At 60.6% G+C, this 23,240-nt stretch carries 25 protein-coding genes and 1 pseudogene; 15 read left to right on the top strand and 11 right to left on the bottom strand.

The window, feature by feature from the left end:
• Positions 1-11: 11 nt before the first annotated feature.
• The gene (locus tag L861_RS01465) at positions 12-914 is read right to left on the bottom strand and encodes a LysR family transcriptional regulator (protein WP_016414755.1); all 903 of its coding nucleotides are present in this window, start codon (positions 912-914) and stop codon (positions 12-14) included.
• A 111-nt stretch (positions 915-1,025) separates the two neighbouring features.
• Here L861_RS01465 and L861_RS01470 point away from each other — a divergent pair, with 111 nt between their 5' ends.
• The 6 genes from L861_RS01470 (at position 1,026) to L861_RS01495 (ending at position 6,820) form a co-directional block, all read left to right on the top strand.
• Entirely contained in the window at positions 1,026-1,784 is a 759-nt protein-coding gene (locus L861_RS01470; RefSeq protein WP_016414756.1) for a 5-oxoprolinase subunit PxpA, read from the top strand.
• A 48-nt stretch (positions 1,785-1,832) separates the two neighbouring features.
• Positions 1,833-2,078: an acetyl-CoA carboxylase gene (locus tag L861_RS01475; RefSeq protein ID WP_016414757.1), complete on the top strand. Its 246-nt coding sequence runs from the start codon at positions 1,833-1,835 to the stop codon at positions 2,076-2,078.
• Entirely contained in the window at positions 2,078-3,460 is a 1,383-nt protein-coding gene (locus L861_RS01480; protein ID WP_016414758.1) for an acetyl-CoA carboxylase biotin carboxylase subunit, read from the top strand. The genes L861_RS01475 and L861_RS01480 overlap by 1 nt, the downstream gene beginning before the upstream one ends.
• The gene (locus L861_RS01485) at positions 3,457-4,353 is read left to right on the top strand and encodes a 5-oxoprolinase subunit B family protein (protein WP_016414759.1); all 897 of its coding nucleotides are present in this window, start codon (positions 3,457-3,459) and stop codon (positions 4,351-4,353) included. The genes L861_RS01480 and L861_RS01485 overlap by 4 nt, the downstream gene beginning before the upstream one ends.
• Positions 4,343-5,314, top strand: coding sequence for a 5-oxoprolinase subunit C family protein (locus tag L861_RS01490; RefSeq protein WP_016414760.1), 972 nt, complete (start codon positions 4,343-4,345; stop codon positions 5,312-5,314). The genes L861_RS01485 and L861_RS01490 overlap by 11 nt, the downstream gene beginning before the upstream one ends.
• Before the next feature lie 147 nt (positions 5,315-5,461).
• Positions 5,462-6,820, top strand: a complete 1,359-nt coding sequence (locus L861_RS01495) for a purine-cytosine permease family protein (protein WP_016414761.1) — start codon at positions 5,462-5,464, stop codon at positions 6,818-6,820.
• Positions 6,821-6,905: 85 nt separating this feature from the next.
• Here the strand turns inward: L861_RS01495 and L861_RS01500 are convergent, their stop codons facing one another.
• Genes L861_RS01500 through L861_RS01510 form a run of 3 tightly spaced genes read right to left on the bottom strand, consistent with a single transcriptional unit; the run spans position 6,906 to position 9,217 of the window.
• Positions 6,906-7,733, bottom strand: coding sequence for an ABC transporter substrate-binding protein (locus tag L861_RS01500; RefSeq protein WP_016414762.1), 828 nt, complete (start codon positions 7,731-7,733; stop codon positions 6,906-6,908).
• A 51-nt stretch (positions 7,734-7,784) separates the two neighbouring features.
• Positions 7,785-8,516, bottom strand: a complete 732-nt coding sequence (locus tag L861_RS01505) for an ATP-binding cassette domain-containing protein (RefSeq protein ID WP_016414763.1) — start codon at positions 8,514-8,516, stop codon at positions 7,785-7,787.
• Positions 8,513-9,217, bottom strand: coding sequence for an ABC transporter permease (locus L861_RS01510; RefSeq protein ID WP_016414764.1), 705 nt, complete (start codon positions 9,215-9,217; stop codon positions 8,513-8,515). Before L861_RS01510 ends, L861_RS01505 begins: the two co-directional genes overlap by 4 nt.
• A gap of 98 nt (positions 9,218-9,315) precedes the next feature.
• On the opposite strand from L861_RS01510, the gene L861_RS01515 reads away from it, so the two are divergent.
• Complete coding sequence (locus L861_RS01515) at positions 9,316-10,203, top strand: substrate-binding domain-containing protein (RefSeq protein WP_016414765.1); 888 nt, start codon at positions 9,316-9,318, stop codon at positions 10,201-10,203.
• A gap of 4 nt (positions 10,204-10,207) precedes the next feature.
• Here the strand turns inward: L861_RS01515 and L861_RS01520 are convergent, their stop codons facing one another.
• Complete coding sequence (locus L861_RS01520) at positions 10,208-12,202, bottom strand: sigma-54-dependent Fis family transcriptional regulator (RefSeq protein ID WP_016414766.1); 1,995 nt, start codon at positions 12,200-12,202, stop codon at positions 10,208-10,210.
• Positions 12,203-12,517: 315 nt separating this feature from the next.
• Between L861_RS01520 and L861_RS01525 the strand changes: the two genes are divergently transcribed.
• From L861_RS01525 to L861_RS01555, 7 genes are all read left to right on the top strand, one after another.
• Positions 12,518-13,528 carry a sugar phosphate isomerase/epimerase family protein gene (locus L861_RS01525; RefSeq protein WP_081645740.1) on the top strand — a complete coding sequence of 337 codons (1,011 nt, stop codon included), beginning with the start codon at positions 12,518-12,520 and terminating at the stop codon, positions 13,526-13,528.
• Positions 13,529-13,749: 221 nt separating this feature from the next.
• The gene (locus tag L861_RS01530; RefSeq protein ID WP_016414768.1) at positions 13,750-14,094 is read left to right on the top strand and encodes a nuclear transport factor 2 family protein; all 345 of its coding nucleotides are present in this window, start codon (positions 13,750-13,752) and stop codon (positions 14,092-14,094) included.
• 128 nt (positions 14,095-14,222) lie between these two features.
• The gene (locus L861_RS01535) at positions 14,223-15,215 is read left to right on the top strand and encodes a thiamine pyrophosphate-dependent dehydrogenase E1 component subunit alpha (RefSeq protein ID WP_016414769.1); all 993 of its coding nucleotides are present in this window, start codon (positions 14,223-14,225) and stop codon (positions 15,213-15,215) included.
• 16 nt (positions 15,216-15,231) lie between these two features.
• The gene (locus tag L861_RS01540) at positions 15,232-16,263 is read left to right on the top strand and encodes an alpha-ketoacid dehydrogenase subunit beta (RefSeq protein ID WP_016414770.1); all 1,032 of its coding nucleotides are present in this window, start codon (positions 15,232-15,234) and stop codon (positions 16,261-16,263) included.
• 19 nt (positions 16,264-16,282) lie between these two features.
• On the top strand, positions 16,283-16,519 hold the full coding sequence (locus tag L861_RS01545) for a biotin/lipoyl-containing protein (RefSeq protein WP_016414771.1): 237 nt from the start codon (positions 16,283-16,285) through the stop codon (positions 16,517-16,519).
• Positions 16,520-16,530: 11 nt separating this feature from the next.
• Positions 16,531-17,304, top strand: a complete 774-nt coding sequence (locus L861_RS01550; RefSeq protein ID WP_016414772.1) for a 2-oxo acid dehydrogenase subunit E2 — start codon at positions 16,531-16,533, stop codon at positions 17,302-17,304.
• Positions 17,305-17,312: 8 nt separating this feature from the next.
• Positions 17,313-18,029, top strand: a complete 717-nt coding sequence (locus L861_RS01555) for a lipoyl protein ligase domain-containing protein (protein WP_016414773.1) — start codon at positions 17,313-17,315, stop codon at positions 18,027-18,029.
• Positions 18,030-18,131: 102 nt separating this feature from the next.
• On the opposite strand, the gene L861_RS01560 is transcribed toward L861_RS01555, so the two are convergent.
• Both L861_RS01560 and L861_RS01565 read right to left on the bottom strand, forming a co-directional pair.
• Positions 18,132-18,578 (bottom strand): ester cyclase, encoded by a 447-nt coding sequence (locus tag L861_RS01560; RefSeq protein ID WP_016414774.1) that lies wholly within the window; start codon positions 18,576-18,578, stop codon positions 18,132-18,134.
• 10 nt (positions 18,579-18,588) lie between these two features.
• The gene (locus L861_RS01565; protein ID WP_161629071.1) at positions 18,589-19,425 is read right to left on the bottom strand and encodes an MBL fold metallo-hydrolase; all 837 of its coding nucleotides are present in this window, start codon (positions 19,423-19,425) and stop codon (positions 18,589-18,591) included.
• 103 nt (positions 19,426-19,528) lie between these two features.
• Here L861_RS01565 and L861_RS01570 point away from each other — a divergent pair, with 103 nt between their 5' ends.
• Positions 19,529-20,134, top strand: coding sequence for a TetR/AcrR family transcriptional regulator (locus tag L861_RS01570; protein ID WP_021029074.1), 606 nt, complete (start codon positions 19,529-19,531; stop codon positions 20,132-20,134).
• A gap of 86 nt (positions 20,135-20,220) precedes the next feature.
• Here L861_RS01570 and L861_RS25255 read toward each other — a convergent pair whose 3' ends face one another.
• The 4 genes and pseudogenes from L861_RS25255 to tdh form a co-directional block, all read right to left on the bottom strand.
• On the bottom strand, positions 20,221-20,547 hold the full coding sequence (locus tag L861_RS25255; protein ID WP_371827884.1) for an S-adenosylmethionine decarboxylase: 327 nt from the start codon (positions 20,545-20,547) through the stop codon (positions 20,221-20,223).
• Between the two features lie 100 nt (positions 20,548-20,647).
• Positions 20,648-20,728: pseudogene (locus L861_RS25210) on the bottom strand (NYN domain-containing protein); the annotation flags it as partial.
• A 154-nt stretch (positions 20,729-20,882) separates the two neighbouring features.
• A complete protein-coding gene (locus tag L861_RS01585) occupies positions 20,883-22,091 on the bottom strand; it encodes a glycine C-acetyltransferase (RefSeq protein WP_016414779.1) in 1,209 nt (402 codons plus the stop codon).
• A gap of 4 nt (positions 22,092-22,095) precedes the next feature.
• Complete coding sequence (gene tdh / locus L861_RS01590; RefSeq protein WP_016414780.1) at positions 22,096-23,121, bottom strand: L-threonine 3-dehydrogenase; 1,026 nt, start codon at positions 23,119-23,121, stop codon at positions 22,096-22,098.
• Positions 23,122-23,240 lie beyond the last annotated feature (119 nt).

Below are 23,240 nucleotides of genomic sequence, written 5' to 3' on the forward strand. Positions count from 1 at the left end.
GCGCCGCGGAGTCAATGGCTAAAGCTGGTAGCCAGCTCCTGAAAGGCCCTGGCGGGCCCTGAAAGAGGCTTGTGCTGCGGCCAGGCGAGGCCGACCTCCATGGTGGGAATCGGATCGTCCAGGTCGATGTGCTCAATGCGCCTACCTTCCAGTGACCATGGCCGGTAGACCATGTCGGAGAGAATACTGATGCCGGTGCCATTGGCGACCATGCTACGCACCGCCTCCACCGACGATGTCTTGAACAGAATGTTGGGAGTGAGGCCTGTGGGCTCCCAGTATCTCAGGGCGGTTTGATCCGCTTCGTCCACCGTCAGCATGATGTACGGCTCATCTACCAGGTCGTGTAGGCCGACCCTGTCACGCATCAGTAGCGGATGGTGGCTGCTCACCCACAGCCGGCGTGGCGAGTGGATCAGTGGCTCACGCTCCAAGCCCGAGGTCTGGTCGATGTTCGAGGTCAACACGATGGCCAGATCGAACTCGCCGGATGTCAGCCCCTGCTGGATGGCCGGGCGGGGCGCCTCGTGAGGTCTGATCTGTACGCCAGGATAGCGGCGCTGGAAGCGTGCCAGTAGCGGCGGTATGAAGTAACCCGCGACCGTGTAGCTCATGGCCAGATTCAAGGTGCCAGTCACCGCGGCAGCGTTGTCCTGGAGGCTATCGAAGGCCTCGTCGACGGCCTGGAACACATGGCGTATCTGATGCAGGAAGCGGCTGCCTTGTTGAGTGAGCGCCATGCCCTGCGACGTGCGCTGGAAGAGTGCTACGCCCAATTGTTCCTCGATTTCGCGTACGCCGGTGGTGATGGATGACTGGGAAACGTTGAGGTCCACCGCCGCTTGAGTGACCTTGCCGCTTTCAGCCACCGCCAGGAAGTAACGCATCTTGCGCAGTGAAAGATCGCGTGACATGGGAGTCTTGTCCTGTGTTCGGTTTTTTTGAAGATACAAAACAAAAATTAATAATTCCATATGTCTCCTATGGCTGTAATAAATGAATGACGCCATTTGAGGAGACACGCCATGACAACAACGATCGACTTGAACGCGGATATGGGGGAGGGCTTCGGCGCTTGGCAGATCGGTGATGGGGTCGACACGCAGATCATGCCATTGATCAGCTCCGCCAATGTGGCGGCGGGTTTCCATGCCGGCGACCCGACCACCATGGCTGGCAACCTTCGCCAGGCGGCGGAGTACGGCGTGGCTGTGGGGGTGCACCCCGGTTTTCGCGATCTGGTCGGCTTCGGGCGGCGCCACATCGATGCGTCCGTCGAGGAACTGGTCAACGACGCGCTCTACCAGTTGGGCGCACTGCGTGAACTCGCCGCCCATGAGGGGCTGTCACTTCACCACTTCAAGCTGCACGGTGCGTTGTTCATGCATGCTGCTCACGATGACGAATTCGCCCAGGCGTTGTGCCGGGCGCTCGAGCAGGTTGCCCCCTCGCTGCCCATCTATTGCCTGGCGGGTACCGCCATTGACCGGGCGGCCAGCGAGGCGGGCCTGAAGCGTGTTCACGAGTTCTATGCAGACCGCGACTACAACGATGAGGGCAGCATCGTCTTCGTGCGCAAGGTCAAGCCACTCGACCCGCAGGCGGTGGCCCGGAAGGTGCTTAAAGCTTGCCACGAGGGGGTGGTCGAGGCTGTCAGTGGCAAGCAGGTACCTGTCAGTTTCCAATCGATCTGCATTCACAGCGATACGCCTGGTGCCCTGTCGCTCGTCCAGTCCGTGCGCAGCGCATTGGATCAGGCTGGGATCCAGGTCAAGGCACCCTGAGTCGGGCCACATCACTCTCATAATCACAATTCAGAAGGAGACAACACCATGTCGCAGCAGGATATCCAGGCTCCTTTCCCCGGTGTGTTCTACCGCCGTCCGTCGCCTGACAAGCCGCCTTTCGTGGAAGAAGGGCAGCAGGTAGAGACGGACTCGGTGATCGGGCTTCTCGAAGTCATGAAGCAATTCTTCGAACTCAAGACCGATGAGGCAGGCACCATCACCGCCTTCCAGGTCGAGGAGGAAACCGTCGTCGAGGCTGGCCAGTCCATCGCGGTGCTGGAGGTGAAGTGATGATTCGTAGACTGCTGATCGTCAATCGTGGCGAGATCGCGCTGCGAGTGGTGCGTGCCGCTCGTGAACTCGGTATGTGCAGCATCGTTGCCCATAGCGAGGCCGATACCGATAGTCTGGCTGTGCAGCGAGCCGATGAAGCGGTTTGCATTGGCCCGCCACAGGCCTCCAAGAGCTATTTGAACATCGAGGCGATACTCCAGGCCGCGGAAAGCGTGGGGGCCGATGCCGTGCATCCTGGCTATGGCTTCCTCTCCGAGAGCGCCGAATTTGCCAGAGCAGTGAAGGCGGCGGGGATGGTATTCGTCGGCCCGGAGGCATCGATCATCGAACGCATGGGTGACAAGGCCATGGCACGCCAGACGGCGATCGATGCCGGGGTGCCGGTGGTGCCGGGCTCGCCACGCGCGGTGAGTGATCTGAACGAGGCGTTGGCCGTGGCTGAGAGTGTGGGCTTCCCACTGCTCATCAAGGCGGCCGCCGGTGGTGGTGGTCGTGGCATCCGGGTAGCGGGAAATGCCGCGGAGCTTCGTGAACAGCTGCCCATGGCGCAGACCGAGGCCCGCACCGCCTTCGGTGATGACCGTGTTTATCTTGAGCGATTCATCGAGCACGCCCGCCACATCGAGGTCCAGGTCCTCGGCGATGGGGAGCGGGCCATCCATTTCTTCGAGCGTGAATGCTCGCTACAGCGGCGCCGGCAAAAAGTGTTCGAGGAGTGTCCCTCGCCGGCTCTCGACGACACGACCCGAGAATTACTGTGCCGCTCGGCGGTGGCCCTGGCAGAACATGTCGGTTACTTCGGTGCCGGTACCCTCGAATATCTCTACGACGACACCACTGGTGAGTTCTTCTTCATCGAGATGAACACCCGGATCCAGGTCGAGCACCCCATCACCGAGGCGGTCACTGGGGTCGACCTGGTGCGCGAGATGCTGCGTCTGGCACGTGGTGAGCGCCTGCGCTTCACCCAGCAGGATATCCAGCGTCGAGGCTGGGCAGTTGAGATGCGCATCAATGCTGAAGACCCCGAGCGAGGCTTCTTTCCGTCACCTGGACAGGTGCAACGGTTGGTCTGGCCTTCAGGGCCCGGTATCCGTATCGACAGTGGCCTTTACGAAGGCTACCGCATGCCGCCTTTCTACGACTCGCTGGTGGCCAAGCTGATCGTCTGGGACGAATGCCGCGAAAGCGCACTGATCCGAGCCGGCCGCGCTTTGGACGAGTTCACCCTAGAGGGGTTCGCCACCACGGCGGCACTACATCGGCGCCTGGTCGATGACCCGGAGGTGCGCCAGGGCGCGGTGGACACCGGCTTTCTCGAGCGTTGGCTGGAAGCCAAGCCCACACTCACACCAAGCGATAAGGAGGTGGTGTCATGAGTGCTGACAAGACAGCCACGGCACGTTATAGCCTGGCCGCTGACGAGTTCATGTTCGTGGAATTGAGCGAGGAGATGACGCTCGAGGCTTTCTTTCGCTCGATCTCCATCACTCAGCGGCTGAAGGCCATGTCCGTACCGGGCATCATCGAGATCTGTCCGGCCAATGCTTCCTATCAGGTTCGCTACGATCCCGACCAACTCTCCGCCGCTTCGCTGCAGGAAGTCCTGGAGTCGCTGGACCGCGAGGTCTCGGCGCAACAGGTCCGCAATATCGAGACGCGGGTGATCGAGGTGCCGGTACTCTACAACGACCCTTGGACCCACGAGACCCTGATGCGTTTTCGCGATCGCCATCAGGACCCGAGCGGTACCGATCTCGATTACGCCGCGCGAATCAACGGCTACGACAGCGTCGAGGCCTTCATCGAGGCGCACAGCGGCAGTCCCTGGTTCGTGTCGATGGTGGGTTTCGTGGCGGGCTTGCCGTTCATGTACCAGATGGTGCCGCGCGAGCGACAGATCCAGGTGCCCAAGTACCTGCGTCCTCGTACCGACACGCCCAAGCAGACCGTGGGCTATGGCGGTTGCTTCAGCTGCATCTATTCGGTTCGTGGTGCCGGTGGCTACCAGATGTTCGGGGTCACCCCGATGCCGATCTACGACCCGTTCGACCAACAGCCGCACATCGACGATTCGATGATCTTCTTTCGCCCTGGCGACATCGTGAAGCATCGGCCCATCGACCGCGACGAGTACGATCGCCTGCTGGCCGATGCCGAGGCTGGGCATTACGAACCCCGGGTGGTGCCATTCACCTTCGACCTGGACGATTTCAACCGTGACCCCGATGGCTATGCCAGCCGCGTAAAGGAGGTGCTCCATGACCATTGACGTGATCAAGCCCGGGCTTGCGACCTCCATCCAGGACACGGGCCGCCAGGGCAGCTACCACCTGGGGATTCCGCCATCCGGGGGTATGGATCAGCGCTCTCTGCGCGCGGCCAATCTGCTACTCGGTAACCCGGAAGGAGCCGCGGTGCTGGAATGTGCCTTGATGGGGCCGGAACTAAGGTTCAAGGAAAGCCGCTGTGTCGCTACCTGTGGGGCCGAGATGACGCCGCGGGTCAACGGTGAAGCTCAGCCCCTCAACGAGGTGTTCCGGGTGCCGGCGGGAGCGACCTTGAGCTTCGACTTCGTCAAGGCCGGGGCTAGGCTTTATCTGGCGTTCGAGGGTGGCATCGACGTGCCCGAGAAGCTCGGTAGTCGTAGTACCTATGCGCTGGGCAGCCTGGGTGGCCTAGATGGTCGGCCGCTGCAAGCTGGCGACCAGTTGAACCTTTTGCCACCCTCCGCCGCTGCCCGTGAAGGGCGCCAGTTGCCGGAAGCGCTGATTCCGCAGTTCTCCAAGCACTACATGCTGCGCGTGGTGCCTGGCATCTACGACCACAGGCTGACCGACGAGAGCCGCGAGCGCTTCTACGAGGAAGACTGGACGGTGGCCTCCGAAGCTGACCGTATCGGCTATCGCATGAAGGGAGGAAGTCCGTTGTCATTCATCGAGCGCGAGCCGCCGTTCGGTGCCGGCGACGATCCTTCGAACATCGTCGATGCCTGCTACCCGATCGGTTCCATCCAGGTGCCCAGCGGCAGCGAGCCGATCATTCTTCACCGCGATGCCGTGTCCGGTGGTGGCTACGCGATGATCGGCACCGTGATCAGCGCCGACATGGACTGGGTCGGACAGATCCAACCTCACCAGAAGGTTCGCTTCGTACCAGTTAGCCTGGAGGAGGCCCTGGCCGCCCGTGCGAAATACCGGAAGGGGATGGAGGTCCTGCGCCAGATGCCATGATCGCCATGCTCTCCGTGAGCCAGGTGGCTGCCGGGGCAGGTGTGACCTAAGCCATCCCGGTTCTCTCATTGACCAACCTGAGTGTCGCCGATTTCGGCGGCACAGGGGTCGTCTGTCCTGAAGACAAGCACAACAAAGGTATTCGAGATGACCAATCAAACGTCGACGACCGAGGCCGCTGACCTCGACTATGCAGAACAGCCGGTGCCCGTTGAAGGGCGGATGCCGCGGACCAACCTGATGATGGCATGGTGGGCGGTGTGCAGTGCCATCTTCTACATGGTGGTGGCCGCGGCCATGGCGCGCAGCTATGGCACGACCAACGCATTGATCGGCATCGTGTTAACGGTGATTGCCTATGGGGTGATCAACAGCGTGATCAGCCGCTATTCGATGAAAACCGGATTGACCGTCGCCCTGTTCTCCAAGGTGTTATTCGGCCACGTGGGGGCGATGGTCGCCACGCTGATCTTCTTCGCCACGGCGCTCTACTACGCAGTGTTCGAAGGTTACGTGATGGCGCTGGTGCTAACTGAGTGGAGTGGCAGTTTGACCATGACCCTAAGCACGGCCATCGTGGCGATATTGGGTGTCTCTCTGATCTTCGGCAGCGTCCAGCACTGGCTCGACAAGTTCAACGGGGTGCTACTGCCGGTCTATGTCATCGGTATGCTGATTGCCGTGGGCATGGCCATTGCCGAGTTCGGCTACCCGAGCGACTGGCTGTCGCGGGTCCCTGAAGGGGGTGCCTCGCCTTGGGGCTGGCTGCAGACCTTTGGCTACTACATGGGCGTCTGGGTGCTGATGATGTTCACCTTCGACTATGCCCGTTTCGGCAAGCAGGAAGACGCCAGTTTCCATGCCAAGGTGACCTTCGGTATCCCTTTCTATGCCATGACTTTCCTGTTCAGTGGCATCGTCGGCATCCTGCTCGATTCAATGATTCCCATCGATGGCCTGTCGGAAGCCTCGGTGGTGCTGGGCCTGCTTGAATTGATGGGAGTGGGTGGCCTGCTGTTGGTTTGGGTGACACAGAGCCGGATCAACACCGCCAACTATTACCTGGCCACGGTCAACTTCGAGGCGTTGGTGCGCAAGGTCACCGGCATCAAGCTTTCCAAGGTGGTGGCAGGGTGCTTGATCGGCCTGATGTCCTATCTGCTGATGATGGCTGATGTGTTCAGCTACATCCTCCAGGCGCTGGCCTACCAGGGCGTGTTCGTGGTGGCCTGGGTCGGTGTGGCCCTGGCGCATATCCTCTCCCGCACCTACCAGCAGCGCTTCAACGGCCATGTCGAACTGGATAATGCCTACATCCCGGCCTACAACCCTTGTGGCTTGATCGCCTGGTGCCTGGCAACCGCCGTGGGCATGGTCATCATGCATCTGCCAGGCATCGCCGGCTTCTCGGCACCGGCCACCTTCCTGATCGCCTATGGTCTATATGAAATTGGGCTCAAGCGCGCCAATCCGGACTGGTACGTCGCCAGTCTGAATAAGTCCTGATTCGCCTTCGTTTCCGTCTCGGTGAGAACCCCGGTCGCCAAGGCTACCGGGGTTTTTCTGTCTAGCTCAATGAGTCGCTACCGCTTCACTTAGCGTTGGGAAAAAACAACTGCTGTCCCTTGAGCTCGAAGTCGGCAATGGCTTGTTGGCCGTCTTCGGAGACCAGCCATTCGTGCCACTGTTGGGCCAGGTCGTGCTTGAGGTGAGGGTGGCGTTCTTCGCTTAGCAGCAGGCTGCCGTATTGATTGAACAGCGCTTCGTCGCCCTCGAACAGGATGTCCAGGTTCTGGCGGTTATCGAATGCCACCCAAGTGGCGCGGTCGGACATGACGTAGGCATCCATGCCGGCGGCGGTGTTCAGGGTCGGGCCCATGCCGCTACCCAGTTCGCGATACCATTCGCCATTCGGTTCGACACCCGCTGACTCCCACAGGCGCAGTTCGGCGCGGTTGGTGCCGCTGTCGTCGCCACGCGAGGCAAAGGGCGCCTCGGCTTCGGCGATCATCGAGAACGCCTCGTCGACCGTCTCAGCTTCACCAATTCCAGCGGGATCGTCACTGGGGCCGATGATCACGAAGTCGTTGACCATCACGTCGCGGCGTTCGGTGGCATAGCCGTCGGCAACGAACTGTTCCTCGCCCGCGGTATCGTGGACCAGCAGACTATCGGCGTCGCCACGCCGGGCGATCTCGAAGGCCTGGCCGGTGCCGACCGCGACGACATGAACATCGATACCCGTGTTATCACGAAATTTGGGGATGATCGCATCGAACAGGCCTGACTGTTCGGTGGAAGTGGTCGATGCCAGTGTGATATAGCGCTCGTCGTCCTGAGCCTGGCTGCCCAGTGACAGCACCATGCCCAGGCCGAGTCCCAGGATCGTGATGGCGGTTTTGGTTTTGTTGAGCGGCATGCAAATAGCTCCCTGTTGTCATGACGTTGTTTTCGGTGTGTCAGCGCTTGCCTACCACACCAGTTCTCCATTGATGAATGCCCTGGCGCGGGCCGTTTGCGGTTGTGAAAAGAAGTCCTCGGCAGGGCTGTGCTCGATCAGGCGGCCGCCATAGAGAAAGATCACCTCATCGGCCAGGCGTTTGGCCTGGTTGAGGTCATGGCTGCTCATCACGATGCGTGTTCCCTGACGATGGAAATCGACGACGGCGTCTTCCACTGCCTTGATGGCGGCGGGATCGAGCGCCGAGGTGGGCTCGTCGAGAAACAGCACTTCGGGTTTCAGCAGCCAGGCGCGGGCCAGGGCCAGGCGCTGCTGCTCGCCGCCGGAAAGAACCCGTGCCGGGCGATGGGCAATGGCTGTCAGGCCGAAGTGGTCCAGGGCTTGCCAAGCCATCGGCTTGCGCTGCTTCCAGGGGGTACCATTGATGCCCAAGGCATAGGTGAGGTTGGCCAGCGCCGAGCGGCGTAGAAGCACCGGGCGCTGGAAGACCATGGCTTGACGTGGTGGCTTGCCGTTGGCATTGCTTGCCCAATGAACCTGCCCGTTGGTGGGCTTGAGCAGACCATGACAGAGACGCATCAACAGGCTCTTGCCGGCACCGTTGGGCCCCATGATCAGGATCTTGCCATGACCTTCCAGGCGCAGCGAGATGCGATCGAGCAGAGTTTGACCGCGATGCACGAAACTCACCTCATTGAGTTCCAACGGCAGCAGGGAGATCGGCAGGCGCATATCGTTCATCCCAGGCGCCTCCTGGCGGTTTCACCGACCACGTAAGCGGCGCCATTGACCACAGCCACCAAGGTCAGCAGAACGATCCCCAGCCCCAGGGCCAATGGCAAATCACCCTTGGCGGTTTCGAGCACGATGGCAGTGGTCATCACCCTGGTGACGCCGTCGATGTTACCGCCGACGATCATCACTGCGCCCACTTCGGCACTGGCACGACCGAAACCGGCCAGTATCACCGTGATCAAACCGAATCGGGCGTCCCATAGCAGCGTCGGAATCCTGCGCAGCTTCGACATGCCAAGCGATGTCAATTGCTCGCGGTACTCGTGGTGCAGCTCTTCTATTTGCTGGCGGGTCAAGGCGGTGATGATCGGCAGCACCAGTACCACCTGGGCGACGACCATGGCGGAGGGCGTGAACAGCAGCCCGAACTCGCCCAAGGGGCCAGCTCGTGATAGCAGCAAGTAGACTGTCAGCCCCGCCACGACCGGTGGCAGACCCATGAGTGCGTTGAACAGCACCACGATCACGCCGCGACCGGGAAAGGCCCATAGTGCTAGAGCCGCACCCAGGGGGAGCGCTAACAGGCAGGCAATCAGCACCGCCGTGAACGAAACCTGCAACGACAACAACACGATGTCTATCAGCGCAGGATCCATGCTCAGCACCAGGGCGAGGGCAGTGTGGAAGGCGTTATCGCTCGCCGGCATCGGATTCTCCTGATGACTAAACTGCATCATGCGCGGTATAACATGCACTCGCACTCTATACTGAAAAATATGCAGTCAGGAACATAGAAACGACATCGATGATCTCACATTCCCCCTATCTGACCACGGCGGAAGTGGCTGATTACCTGCGCCTCAAGGAGCGCAAGGTCTACGATCTGGTCAAGCAGGGGCAGATTCCGTGCACGAAAGTGACTGGCAAGCTGCTGTTTCCCCGCCAGAGCATCGACTTGTGGCTGATGAATCACCTGGAGGGTGATCAGCAAAGTCGCCGGCCAGTACCTTGGGTGTTGGCCGGCAGCCAGGACCCGTTGCTCGAGTGGACATTGCGCGAAAGCGATGCGGGCCTGGCCATGCTTTGCCAGGGCAGCGGCGATGGCGTGCAACGGTTGCTCACCGGCGACGCCATGCTGGCCGGAGTGCATGTCATCGACCTCGATACCGGCCGCTACAATGATTCCCAGTTGCTGGGACTTTCCGGCATGCGCGATCTGGTGATGGTGCGCTGGGCGGTGCGCCGCCAAGGGTTGATGGTGACACCGGGCAACCCCAAAGGGATCGAATCGCTACGCGATCTTGCGCGTGACGAGCTGGTAGTGGCCCATCGCCAGTCAGGTGCCGGCGCCGAGCGATTGCTGCGTTATCTGCTGGCCAAGAGTGGGTTGGATCACGAAAAACTGAACCTGGCCGAGCACCCCGCGCTTAGCGAGGACGATCTGGCCTTGGCGGTACGCCATGGCGAGGCGGATGTCGGCCTGGGGGTGGAGGCCGCTGCGCGTCGCCAGGGCCTGGACTTCGTGCCCGTGCACCAGGAGTGTTTCGACCTGGCCATGCGCCGGCGGAGCTACTTCGAACCGCCGGTGCAGCGTTTGCTGGCTTTTGCCAGAGAGGCTCGTTTCGCCGAACGCGCCGCGGCGCTGGGCGGTTACGACGTTGGCGGGCTGGGTACCGTCACCTATAACGCCTGACGGGCTACAGGGTATCCCGCTGCTGTGGCGGCACGATACCCAGCCGCTTCATGCGCCGATAGATGGTGGGGCGCGACAATCCCAGCTCGCGGGCCACGGCACTGATGTTCCAATGGTGGCGGCGCAAAGCCTGATGCAATGGATCGCGGTTGCCCGGCAGGTCGACGACCCGGTTGGGGGCATTCAGCGCTGGATCGATCTCGCCGCGGTGGGCGCCGGGATGCGCCAGGTGTCCACTAATGCATTCCTCGGGCAAGTCATTGACGATGACTTCGTTGCCGTCACAAGTGGCCAGCGCGTAGCGCAGGGCATTGTGCAGTTCGCGGATATTGCCTGGCCAGGGGTAGGCCAGTAGCGCACTCATGGCATCGCCGCGCAATCGCGTCCGCTCGTCGCGCTCCTGCTGCAGTTCCTCGAAGATACGCCGGATCAGGTAGCCCTTGTCGGCACGCTCGCGCAGTGGCGGCAGGCGCAGGCTGGCACCATTGAGGCGGTAGAAGAGGTCCTCGCGAAAGCGGCCTTCGCTGATCAGGCCACGTAGGTCGCGGTGGGTGGCGGCGACCACCCGCAGGTCGACCTTGAGTGGGCGGCTGGCACCGATCGGCAGCACCTCCTGCTCGGCCAGTACCCGCAGCAAGCGGGTCTGCAGTTGCAACGGCATATCGCCGATCTCGTCGAGAAACAGCGTGCCACCGTCGGCCTGGGCGATCAGGCCCTTCATGCCCTTGCTGCGTGCGCCGGTGAAGCTGCCGGGTTCGTAGCCGAACAGTTCGCTCTCGATCAGTGATTCCGGCATCGCCGCACAGTTGATGGCCACGAAGGGCTTGTCGCGGCGCCGGCTCGATTCGTGCAGGGCGCGAGCCATGCGCTCCTTGCCGGTGCCGGTTTCGCCGATCACCAGGATGTTGATCGGTTCGTTACGCAGGCGGGCGGCGCGCGTCAGGGTATCGCGCATTGCCGGGTCGTCATCGGCCAGGGCTTCCAATGGCGCCAGGCTGGTGTCGCGAGCCCGGCTTTCGCTTGCGGCATGCATGGTGCGGCGCTGCGGTTCGATCAGCGTAGCGAAATGGATCTCGCGATGGCGATGGGTGCGGAAGGCACGCACGCGGTCGTCGCAGTAGCGCTGGATGGTCAGCACGTCCTCGATCTCGGCATCGAGCAGGTCCTGGATGTTCCAGGCCTTGAACAAGCGGGTTTCACCAGGGCCGGGCAATGGCAGGTCGTGGTGACGTAGCAGCTTGCGTCCGGCGGTATTGGCGGCCACCACGGTGCCATCTTCCTCGATGGCGATCAGATAGCGGCGGTTGATCTGCACGAATTCCCGCGAGCGGTCCAGGCACACTACATGATGGTCGTTGTAACGTTGCAAGAAGTAGGCGTTCTCGATCATCTTGGCGGTGTACTTGACCAGTTGCAGGGCGAAGGTCTGGGAGTGCTTGGACTCCGGGGAGTGGTAGGCGGAGATGTCGAGCACCGCCAGCAGCTGGCCGTGGGGGTCGAAGACCGGTGCCGCGGTACAGGTCAAGCGGATATGGTGGGCGCTGAAGTGGTCGCTGTGGTGGCAGGTGAAGGCGGTGCGCTCGTGGATGCAGGTGCCCACCGCGCAGGTGCCGGCACGGGATTCACTCCAGTCTGCGCCCAGGTAGAGCCCGGTGCGCTGGTGTTCGCGCTGGTCATGCTTGGCGCCGAGAAACTGCACGGCGATGCCCCGGGCATCGGTGAGTAGCACCACATAACCTAGCGGCACCACCTGGCGATAGAGCTGTTCGACCCCGGCACGGCCCACCTGGATCAGGGCGTCAGCCTGGTCCTGATGTTCGCGCAGGGTGGCTCCGGGCACATATCGCGGCGGCGTCGGGCGCGCCGGGTCGAGCCCGTAGCGATCGATGCAACGTCGCCAGGAGCGTTCGATGATTGCTGCTTCGCCCTCAGCGCTGGGGTTGGTTAGGGAGTGGAGAATAGTCTCCACATGCTGGCGCTGGTTTGATGTGGAGATCATGGCGTGTCTCCGCCGGTCGTGCACGTTGTTGTTGTCATGTCTTCAGGGTAAGGGGTCGATCCGACCTCCGAGATACGACTTTCGTCGCTCCGCGTTACACCTGTAACGTCTTTGCGATGGTTGTAATAGGGCCCTGTTACAGGAGTTGTCACAGTTTCGTGAAGGCGCTCTGTCTTTTGGGTGCGTTTTGTGGAAGTAAGATTTTAAAAAACATCAGGTTATTAATATTGGCATGGCATTTGCCTAATGCTGTCTGAGCGTGAGACAGCTTTTTTGTCTGCTCGCTCCAAAACAATTATCTAGGAGAAAGTAATAATGCTACTACCTCAAAAAAAGCCTTTTTCTGCACTTTTTTTAGTGTTGGCAGGCTGTATGTGTAGCGTTGGAGTGCAGGCTCAAGAAGACGAGGGAGAATACGAGCTTCTGGCTTCACACTGGATGCATGCCGGACCTACAGAACCTTTCAGTGGTCGGATGTGGAGCCCTTGGAGCTTCCAGGATCGGGTCGAGGAATTGGGTCGCGTGGGCTTCACCGGAATCGGCCTTTTCCAAGATGACATTGCCTATGTCTTGAAAAATGAAGCCGAAGGCGAGACTCGCACAGAGCGTCTGGAGTGGATGAAAGAACAGCTTGAGAAGAATGGAATTACAACGGTCGAGCTGGAGTTTCTCGTTAGCTGGATGTATCCGGAGGGCCACCCTAAGCGTGAAGCAGAACAGGAAATTCGCGACCTTCTGCTTGAAGCTGGAAAGGTTCTCGAGGCCAGACACCTGAAGGTAGGGAATATCTTTGGCGTGGAGGCACCTGTTGAACAATTGAAAGAAACTTTCGCCGATATGTGTGCTGATACCAAGCAGGCCGGTATGAAGCTGGGGATGGAGATCATGCCGCCAGACCCCAACTCCAGGACCCTGGAGCAGGCGCTTGAGTGGATCGGTGATGATCCGGAGTGCGGGATTTATCTGGATACCTGGCATGTCAATAACATTGACACCATCACCTATGAAGATATTGCAGCCCTGGAGCCTGGTGATGTCGCTGGTGTCGAGCTCGATGATGGCTTTGTGCCCGAGCCGGAGTTGGCGGATGTCTTCAATGAAATCGGGTCTCCTGGCTTCATTGAGCGTACCGTCAACCTGCGCAGGATTCCTGGTGATGGAAATTTCGATGTGGTGGGCTTCATCAAGGCCGTAAGAGCATCTGGTTACGATGGTCCCTGGGGCAATGAAATTCTTTCAGAAGAGTACCGCCGCCTTCCAAAAGAAATTGCCTATCGGCGAGTTTTTGACGCTACCAGCAAGCACATGGAAGAGGCCTTGAAATAAGGCATCCATCCTTCGCCTGAGGTGCTGGGCAGGTCTCGGTCCGAGTCCTGCCTGCCCCCTCATGACGGAATAAGCTGATGCCTCACGTGATTCGGGAAAACAAAGTATGGCCATATGCAAATGATGCGATGACCATGTCTTTTCCCGACCAGTGATTGGTCTGACGGGGTCAAGCGGACTCCTTCCCGCAATTCAAAATCGATTTAAAAGGAGTAGTTGCCATGAGTGCTGAAAAAGTACTTGATCATCATCTGGACTGCTTTGGTCGTGGTGATATCGAAGGAATAATGTCCGATTATTCAAGCGACTCGGTGCTGTTTCTTCCAGATGGAGTTCTGGTAGGGAAGGATAATATAAAGGATTTTTTCGAGGGCTTGATTGAAGAGTTCTCCAAGCCTGGTATGTCATTCGACTTGAAGGTGAAAGAAGCGAAAGGCAAGGCCGCATATATCGTCTGGTCCGCGACGACTCAAGATAATATTTATGAGTATGCCACCGACACTTTTGTCATTGAGAATGAAAGAGTTGTGATTCAAAGTTTTGCGGCAAAAGTGGTTCCGAGATAACAGGATGCTTCTTTGAAAAAGTTGATTTTAGGTTATCGCACAATAATCACATGAACGTAATGCCGGGCTTTGACTGATAAATCGGTGAGCGTAGTTCGTTGCCCGACAGAGCGTGATGGAGAAACATCATGAATCATACTCCTACTACCGAACAGAGGCTATGGATGTACCGCCACATGGTGCTCAGCCGTTACCTCGAGGAGCGTATCGAAAGCCTTTACATGGAAGGCAAGACGCCGGTGTTCAACATGGCCAAAGGGCCGATCCCCGGCGAGATGCACCTTTCCAATGGCCAGGAACCCTGCGCGGTGGGGGTCTGTGTACACCTCACCCCGGAAGATATCGTCACCGCCACCCATCGACCGCACCACATCGCCGTAGCCAAGGGCGTCGACCTCGATGCCATGGTGGCCGAGATCTTCGGCAAGGCCACTGGGCTCGCCGGTGGGAGAGGCGGCCATATGCATCTGTTCGATGCCAAGGTGAACTTCTCCTGCTCGGGCATCATCGGTGAAGGCCTGGGCCCGGCGGTGGGCGCGGCGCTGTCACGAAAGCTGCAGGGCAAGCCCGGCGTGGCAGTGGCCTTCATGGGCGAGGGTGCCGCCAACCAGGGAGCATTCCACGAGGCGCTCAACCTGGCGGCGGTGTGGCAGTTGCCGGTGGTGTTCGTCATCGAGGATAACGCCTGGGGCATCTCGGTGGCCAAGCAGGCCTCCACCGCCGTGCCGCGCAATGACCGGCGAGCCAGCGCCTATGGCATGCCCGGTGTGCACGTTGCCGACAACGATGTGGAAGCGATCTTCAGCGCCGCCGGGGACGCCATTGCCCGCGCCCGCGAAGGTCAAGGGCCAACGCTGATCGAGATCGAAACCGCACGGCTCGCCGGTCACTTCATGGGCGACGGCGAGGACTACCGTCCCAAGGGCGAGAAGGAAGGTCTCAAGCAGCGCGACCCGATTCCCCGTTATCGCAGGCAACTGCTCGATGCCGAGCTGCTCGATGACATCTCGGATACCGATTTGGTCGAGCAAGCGCATGCCCGTATTGAGGCTGCCATCCGTTTCGCCCAGGACAGCGAATTCCTGCCTCCCGAAGCGGCCCTCGAGATGGTCTTCGTCTAACGCCAGGAGAATCACCATGAGCATGACAACCACCGGTGCCGGTACCCGCAAGCTGACCATCGCCCGGGCCATGGCCGAGGCGACTGCCCAGGAAATGCGTAACGACCCGCGGGTTTTCGTCATGGGCGAGGATGTCGGCCCCTTGGGCGGGGTATTCGGCAATACCCGCGGCCTTTACGACGAATTCGGCGCCGAGCGCGTGCGCGATACGCCGATCTCCGAAACCGCTTTCATTGGTGCCGCCGTGGGGGCCGCTTCGGATGGCATGCGGCCCATCGTCGAATTGATGTTCGTCGACTTCTTCGGTGTGTGCATGGATGCCATCTACAACCTGATGGCCAAGAACATCTACTTCTCCGGGGGTAAGGTCAAGGTGCCGATGGTGCTGATGACCTCCACCGGCGGCGGCTACTCCGATGCCGGCCAGCACTCCCAATGCCTGTACGGCACTTTCGCTCACCTACCGGGCATGAAAGTGGTGGCACCGAGCAACGCCTACGATGCCAAGGGCCTGATGACTGCGGCAATCCGCGACGACAACCCCGTGGTGTTCATGTACCACAAGTCGCTGCAGGGCATGGGCTGGCTGGGTACCGAGAAGGGCGCCACCGTGCCGGTGCCGGAGGAGAGCTACGCACTCGAGATCGGCAAGGCCACCGTGGTGCGCGAGGGCCACGACGTGACGCTGGTCAGCCTCGCCGCCGGCGTGCACCACTGCCTGCGTGCCGCCCAGGCCCTGGAGGACGAGGGCTTCTCCGCCGAGGTGGTCGACCTGCGCAGCCTGGTGCCGCTCGACCGCGAGACGATTCGCGCCTCGGTGGCCAAGACCGGACGCCTGATCGTGGTCGATGAGGACTATCACAGCTATGGCGTTAGCGGCGAGATCATCGCCAGTGTAGTTGAGCACGACCATGCTTGTCTCAAGGCCGCGCCACGGCGTGTCGCCTACCCGGACATTCCGATTCCCTTTGCGCCGACCATGGAGCAATGGGCGCTGCCCAATGCTGACAAGATCGTCGACGCCTTCCACCAGATGATGTTGAGTTGAATCAGGAGACATATCACCGATGAGTACCGCAATTACTGTACCCGACGACCTGTGGGAAGGCGACAGCGAGGGCGTGATCACCGCCTGGCTGGTCAACGACGGTGCTGAGGTCGCGCAAGGCGACCTGGTGGCCGAGGTGATGGTCGAGAAAGCCCAGTACGAGATTGAAGCGCCTGCTGCCGGAGTGCTGACCATTGCCAAACAGGAAGACGAGGTAGTGGAGAAGGGTGAGACCATCGCCAGCCTGGAGTCCTGAGGAGAGATGCAATGAAACTGGAAACCCATGACACTGCTCCGTCCGCCCCTAAGGGGGCGGACCCAGAAGCATCGGGGGCGCCGCCTTTGAGAGTGATGCCGTTGCGTGGCATGCGCGGCATGATCGCCTCGAAAATGCTCCACAGCCTGCAGTCCACGGCGCAACTGACCCATCATGCCAGTGCCGATCTCACCGCCGTACAGGCACTGCGTGACCGGCACAAGGCGGCTGGCAAGTCGCCCTCGGTGCAGGATGTCCTGGTGCGCCTGATCATACAGACGCTGACGGAGTTTCCGGCGCTGAATGCCACCCTGGAGGACAATCGCATCACCGAGTTCGATGCCGTGCACCTGGGGCTGGCGATTCCATTGGCCGGGGATCTACTGGTGGCGCCGGCGCTGTTCGATGCCCAGCGGCTGACCCTGGGCGAGCTGCCGGTGGCACGCCAGGCGTTGGTCGAGCGTGCTCGGGCCGGCAAGCTGACCGTAAGCGAGATGACCGGTGCCACTTTTACGGTCTCCAACCTGGGACGCTCGCGGGTGCATCATTTCACCCCTGTTCTCAATGTGCCCCAGGTGGCGATCCTGGGCATCGGTGGTGTCGAAACCCGGGCCGTGCCACTATCGGATGGCTGGCGAGCCGCCGACTTCATCGGTCTGTCATTGACCTTCGACCACCGTGCCGTCAATGGCGCACCGGCAGCGGCCTTCCTCGATGCCTTGTGTGAACGTATCGAAGGTTTGACGCCGGATGTCTTCGACGATGAATTGGCTCACGCCGAGTAAAAAAAGATATGACGAAACCACTGACTACCGATGAAGCCGGCTGGGTACTGCAGCGACCTACGGTCGAAGCCGGCCTGGCGCTCGATGAATCGTTGCTGGAGTCGATCTGTCAGGGCGAAAGCCGGTTCGGGCTGGTGGCTTGGTCGTCCACTGACCGCGCGCTGGTGATGCCGCGCCGTCATGAGCGTGTGACGGGATTTCCCGAGGCGCGTCGCATCCTGCACGACATGGGCTGGCCAATCCTGTTTCGAGCCACCGGTGGTACGCCGGTGCCGCAGTCGCCGGCGGTGATCAATGTGGCACTGGCGCTGCGTTGCCAAGTGGGCAGTTCGGCGGCTCATCTGGAATGGGGCTATCGACGCCTCGGCGAGCCCTGGTGCGAATGGCTCGCCGAACTGGGCATCACTGACGCCGATCTGGGCTCGGTTCCCGGCGCCTACTGCGATGGGCGCTTCAATGTGCGCATCGCCGGCCGCAAGCTGGTCGGCACCGCCCAACGCTGGCGGCGGGTACGCGGCAGTCGCGATATGGCGATGCTGGCCCACGGTGCCATGCAGGTGGGTGACACGCCCGAATCGCTGGTCGACGTGGTCAATGCCTATCAAGCGGCTGTCGACGATCCACAGCGCTTCCAGGCTGGCAGCCATGTCGCGCTGGGCCAGGCCTTGCCCGGGTTGGATCTGGAGGCGGTGTTGCGGGGGTTACTTGAGCGCCTGACGGACTAGGGAGGCCGACTCGGCAAGAGCTCTCAGTGATATTAATCATTCGATTATCTGATTACATCGATTTGCGTCTGATTCGTATCCGGTTGGCTCATTACGTGTTCCTCATGCGGCCATGGCCGGGATTGCGCCGATCTCGCGCAATAGCCGCATCTCGTTCATGTGCAGCCAGGTCTCGGCGATAAGGCCGTCCTCCATGCGGTACAGCACCATGCCATCGAAGGTGATGCGTCGTCCGTCCGCCTTCACGCCGGCGAAGTCGCTGCTGAACGTCGCCTGGATTTCCCAGCGTGCCGATACGAACTGCTCGTCGGCGATCAGTGCGTGGACTGTCCAGTCCATGTCGCTGAAGCGCCGTCGGAAGGATCGGAAGAAACCCTTATAACTCTCATGATCCACGATCGGTTCGCCTGGGAATCCATGGCAATTGATATCAGGGGCAACCGTGTCGTCGATGACATCGACATCGTCGATGCACTTCGAATGCGTTCCGGTGAGGAAACGTTCCACGGTGTTACGATTCTGGTCGATGATATGTTGATTTGCCTGCATGTCGCTTTCCTCAAATTGTGTTGCTCATTGCGGCGCGGGTTCGCTCCATCGTTGCAGCAAGCTGTTCCAGCGAAAACGCATCATTCGCCGGCGTGATGCCGTGTACGTAGGTATCGGCGATAATGCGGGTAAGAATCTCGACGCCTTGTCGGGCTACCGGAAGGTGTCCCGACAGCAGGACGTCCGGATCGAGCCTATCGATTGCGCGCAACGTGCGCCCGAGCCCGGCCCGGTCGACCCTTGACAGCCAGGGCGCGTCAATGGACGACCAACTGACCAGTCCCTCGCGCAGCGCCTCGCCACCGACCTCACATGTTTCTCCCACGGCATGCTGGAGCAGGGCGCCGAAGCTGTCGGCAGCGAACAGGACCCGCTCCTTTTCGTCGAAGAATCCGATGGTTTCCGGCGCATCGTAGTAGGGAGGGCGCAACGGCACGAGCCGGTGACTCCCGGCTTCGAATACCGTACCCGGCTCGAGGATGCTGACTCGGGAGAGATCGAGTCCTGCGAGTTCCATCTTTCCCGCCCCGAGGAAATTGGTGACGATCCTGGCGTTTGGCGCGCGTTCGAGCACCCTCCCCAGATTGCCGACATGGTCGGGATCCATGTGACTCAGCCAGATCCAGCCCAGGTCCCCTGGATCTATCTCACCTGCCAGCGAATCCATGTACTCGTCGCCGAGTGCGGCCAGTCCGGTGTCCACCAGCATCGGTTCATTTCCCTTGAGCAGGAAGCTGTTGACGGGAAGCACCCCCATACCGGGTACCGGCAGCCAGGCCGGTAATACGGTCCAGGCGCTGGTGACGCGTTTTGCCGCGTGCTGCGTGGGTTTCACGATTGCAGTCACGTTCATTGCTCCTTTTGCATTTTAAGTAAACGACGCTGTTTTGTGAAAAATAGGGCCTCGGTCACCCCTTGTCAATATTTCGATAAACATGTATGGTTTTCCAATGAGTACAAAACGACCCTACCGGATGCGCAAGCGTGCGGAATCCCAGGAGAAAACCCGCCAGCGGATCGTCGAGGCCACCATGCAGTTGCACGAGGAACTGGGGCCGCGCGCGACGACTATCAGCGCTATCGCCGAGCGGGCGGGCGTACAGCGGCTCACCATCTACCGCCACTTCCCCGACGAATCAGCGGTATTCCAGGCCTGCACCAGCCATTGGTTGGGCCTCAATCCGCCGCCGGACCCGCAGTCATGGAAGTCGATCGCCGACCCTTGGGAGCGACTTGGTGCGGCCCTGTCAGCCTTTTACGAGTACTATGCGGCAACCGAGCGCATGTGGACGGTTTCACACCGTGATGTGTCCGCGGTTGCCGCACTGCAGGAGCCCATGGCTGACTTCGTAACCTACGTCACGGAGATCGCGGATGATCTGGCCGAGCCTCTCTGGTCCGAGACAAGAACGGCAAGATCGGTCGAGGTGACGGTCCAACACGCGCTCGCGTTCTTGACCTGGAAGGATCTACAAAAACGGGGGGTGGAAAATGCGAGGAAAGTCGAGCTCGTCGTGTCCTGGTTATCCGGGATAACCCAGGAATCGCAAAACTGAGGACCGTGATGGTCCATGCGCTGATGATGGTCGCGAGGCTCGTCCACAAAGGAAGTGTCATCATTCATACTCCTTGCCGACGCAACCTAGAATCGTTTGTATTCAACCTGCTCGGAACCAAAAAAATCCCTAGTGAAATCAATCGCACCCTCGACATCGAACGTCTTACAGGTAAAAAGCAGTACCGCAAAGAACTTCGCGGAGCTCCAGACGTAAAGCGAGATTCCAGAGTCAATCAAGGGAACGAACGCGTCAAAACCTTCGTTCTCCTTCTTGCCGGTGCCTCCCGGCGCATGAACGATTGGGTCTCCATAGGTACGCAGTCCGAGATGGAAGGCAACACGGAGCAGATAGGATCGAACCTTGGCCTGATCCAAGGATGCAAAATTCGATGAACAGGAATGTTTTATCAAGGCTGATTCCAGGTTTGGCTATTGTCAAGTATTAATTATTCATAGGTGTTCATCGAAATTAATGATCAAGTCATCAATTGTGGTAAAGGCGGACTACGTGCTGGATGAAGGGCTTGAGCTTCACCTCGAAGCCAATGGTCCGGAGGATGTTCTAGGACTGGCGCTGCTTCTCGTCGCCCCGCAGCGCTTCCAGGCTGGCAGCCATGTCGCGCTGAGTGAGGTACTGCCTGAGCTGGACATCGCCATGGCAGTACCGAAACTGCTGGAACGCTTGGTGAAGGAGGAATGACCTTCGATATTGGTCAGCGGCAGCGATCAGGTCAGCCTTGAGCCGATCATATCCCCAGCTTTGCCTTGACCCGCCCGAAGGCGGCCAACGCCGCTTCCAAGTCGTCGCGGGTGAAGGCGGCGGACATCTGGGTGCGGATACGTGCCCGGCCCTTGGGCACCACCGGATAGGAGAAGGCGGTGACGTAGACGTCCTCATCGAGCATGGCGTCGGCGAAGCGTGCCGCGACGCTGGCGTCGTGCAGCATCACCGGGACGATGGGATGTTCGCCGGGCAGGAGCTCGAAGCCGAGGCGTTCGAGTCCCTCGCGGAAGATAGCGGTGTTCTCGTGGAGCCGCTCGCGCAATGTGCTGGATTCCGCTGCCAGCTCGATGGCTTTCAGGGCGCCTGCCACCACCGGCGGGGCCACGGTGTTGGAGAACAGATAGGGGCGTGAGCGCTGGCGCAGTAGGGCGATGATCTCGCGCTTGCCGCTGGTGTAGCCGCCACTGGCGCCGCCCAGTGCCTTGCCCAGGGTGCCGGTGGTGAGGTCCATCCGGTCCATGCAGTTCAAGTGTTCGTGGGTGCCGCGCCCGCCCTCACCAAGAAAGCCGGTAGCGTGGCAGTCGTCGAAGTGCACCAGTGCCCCATAACGTTCGGCCAGGTCGCAGATCGCATCGAGTGGGGCGATATAGCCATCCATGGAGAAGACGCCGTCGGTGGTGATCAGCTTGAAGCGCGCGCCATCGCGCTCGGCCGCCTGGAGCTGCGCTTCGAGATCGGTCATGTCGCGGTTGCGGTAACGGTAGCGTTTAGCCTTGCTGAGACGAATGCCGTCGATGATGCTGGCGTGATTGAGCTCATCGGAGATCACCGCATCCTCGGGGCCAAGGAGGGTCTCGAAGAGCCCGCCGTTGGCGTCGAAGCAGGAAGGGTAGAGGATGGTGTCCTCGGTGCCCAGGAAGTCGCTGAGTACCTGCTCGAGGCGCTTGTGCTGGGTCTGGGTGCCGCAGATGAAGCGCACCGAGGCCATGCCGTACCCCCACTGCTCGAGACCCTCCCGAGCCGCGGCGGTGACCTCGGGGTGCTGGGCCAGTCCCAAGTAATTGTTGGCGCACAGGTTGAGCACCTCTCGCCCCTCTTTGCTTTCGGCCGTGGGGGGCAGTCCCACGTGACTGCCCTGTGCGGTGGTCAGCAGACGTTCGTGCTTGGTCAGCCCGGCGGATTCGATGGCGTCGAGCTCACCTTGCAGGTGTTGTCGAAAGGTTCCGTACATGTCATCACTCCCAGTTCAGGACGACCTTGCAGGCGTCGCCGGCCAGCATGGCGTCAAAGCCCTGCTGGAATTCGTGGTAGGGCAGCCGGTGGGTGATCACCGGCGAGATGTCGAGGCCCGATTCGATCATGACCGACATCTTGTACCAGGTTTCGTACATCTCGCGACCGTAGATGCCCTTGATCGTCAGCATGTTGAAGATCACGGTGGTCCAGTCGATGGCCATCTCTTCGGTGGGAATGCCGAGCATCGCTACCTGGCCGCCGTGGCAGAGGTTGGCGAGCATCGCCCGGAAGGCGGCAGGGCTGCCGGACATCTCCAGGCCCACATCGAATCCTTCGGAGAGGCCTAGTTCGCGCTGCACGTCGGCCAAGTTCTCGTGGCGCACGTCCACCGTGCGGGTGGCGCCGAGGCGGCTGGCAAGTGCCAAGCGCGATGGGTTGAGGTCGGTCACCACCACGTGGCGGGCGCCGGCGTGGCGACACACGGCCGCGGCCATCACGCCGATGGGGCCAGCGCCGGTGATCAGCACGTCCTCACCGAGCAGGTCGTACTGCAGGGCAGTGTGCACGGCATTGCCGAACGGGTCGAACAGCGCGGCCACATCGAGGTCGACACCGGAGCGGTGCTCCCAGACATTGGACATGGGCAGGACCACGTATTCGGCGAAGGCGCCGGGCCGGTTGACGCCGATGCCACTGGTATGGGCGCAGAGGTGACGGCGGCCCGCCAGGCAGTTGCGACAGCGTCCACACACCACGTGGCCCTCGCCGGAGACGAGCTGGCCGGGATGGAAGTCGTTGACGTTGGAGCCGATCGCCACTATCTCGCCGACGAACTCGTGCCCCACCACCATAGGCGTGGGGATGGTCTTCTGTGCCCAGTTGTCCCAGTTGTAGATATGCATGTCGGTGCCACAGATAGCGGTGCGCTTGACGCGGATCAGCACGTCGTTGATGCCGATCTCCGGCTCCGGCACCTCTGCCAGCCACAGGCCTGGCGCGGCTTCCTTCTTGACCAGTGCTTTCATGGCTCTACCTTGAGTTGGTTGTGTCAGTGGGGTCGGGAGCCACTGGAGAGTGGCAATGCGGCCCGAAGTGTTTACCATAAAGGAACAATTTCCAGTATTGCAGATAAATTCCATCATTC

This window comes from Litchfieldella anticariensis FP35 = DSM 16096 (assembly GCF_000409775.1).
GTDB lineage: Bacteria > Pseudomonadota > Gammaproteobacteria > Pseudomonadales > Halomonadaceae > Litchfieldella > Litchfieldella anticariensis.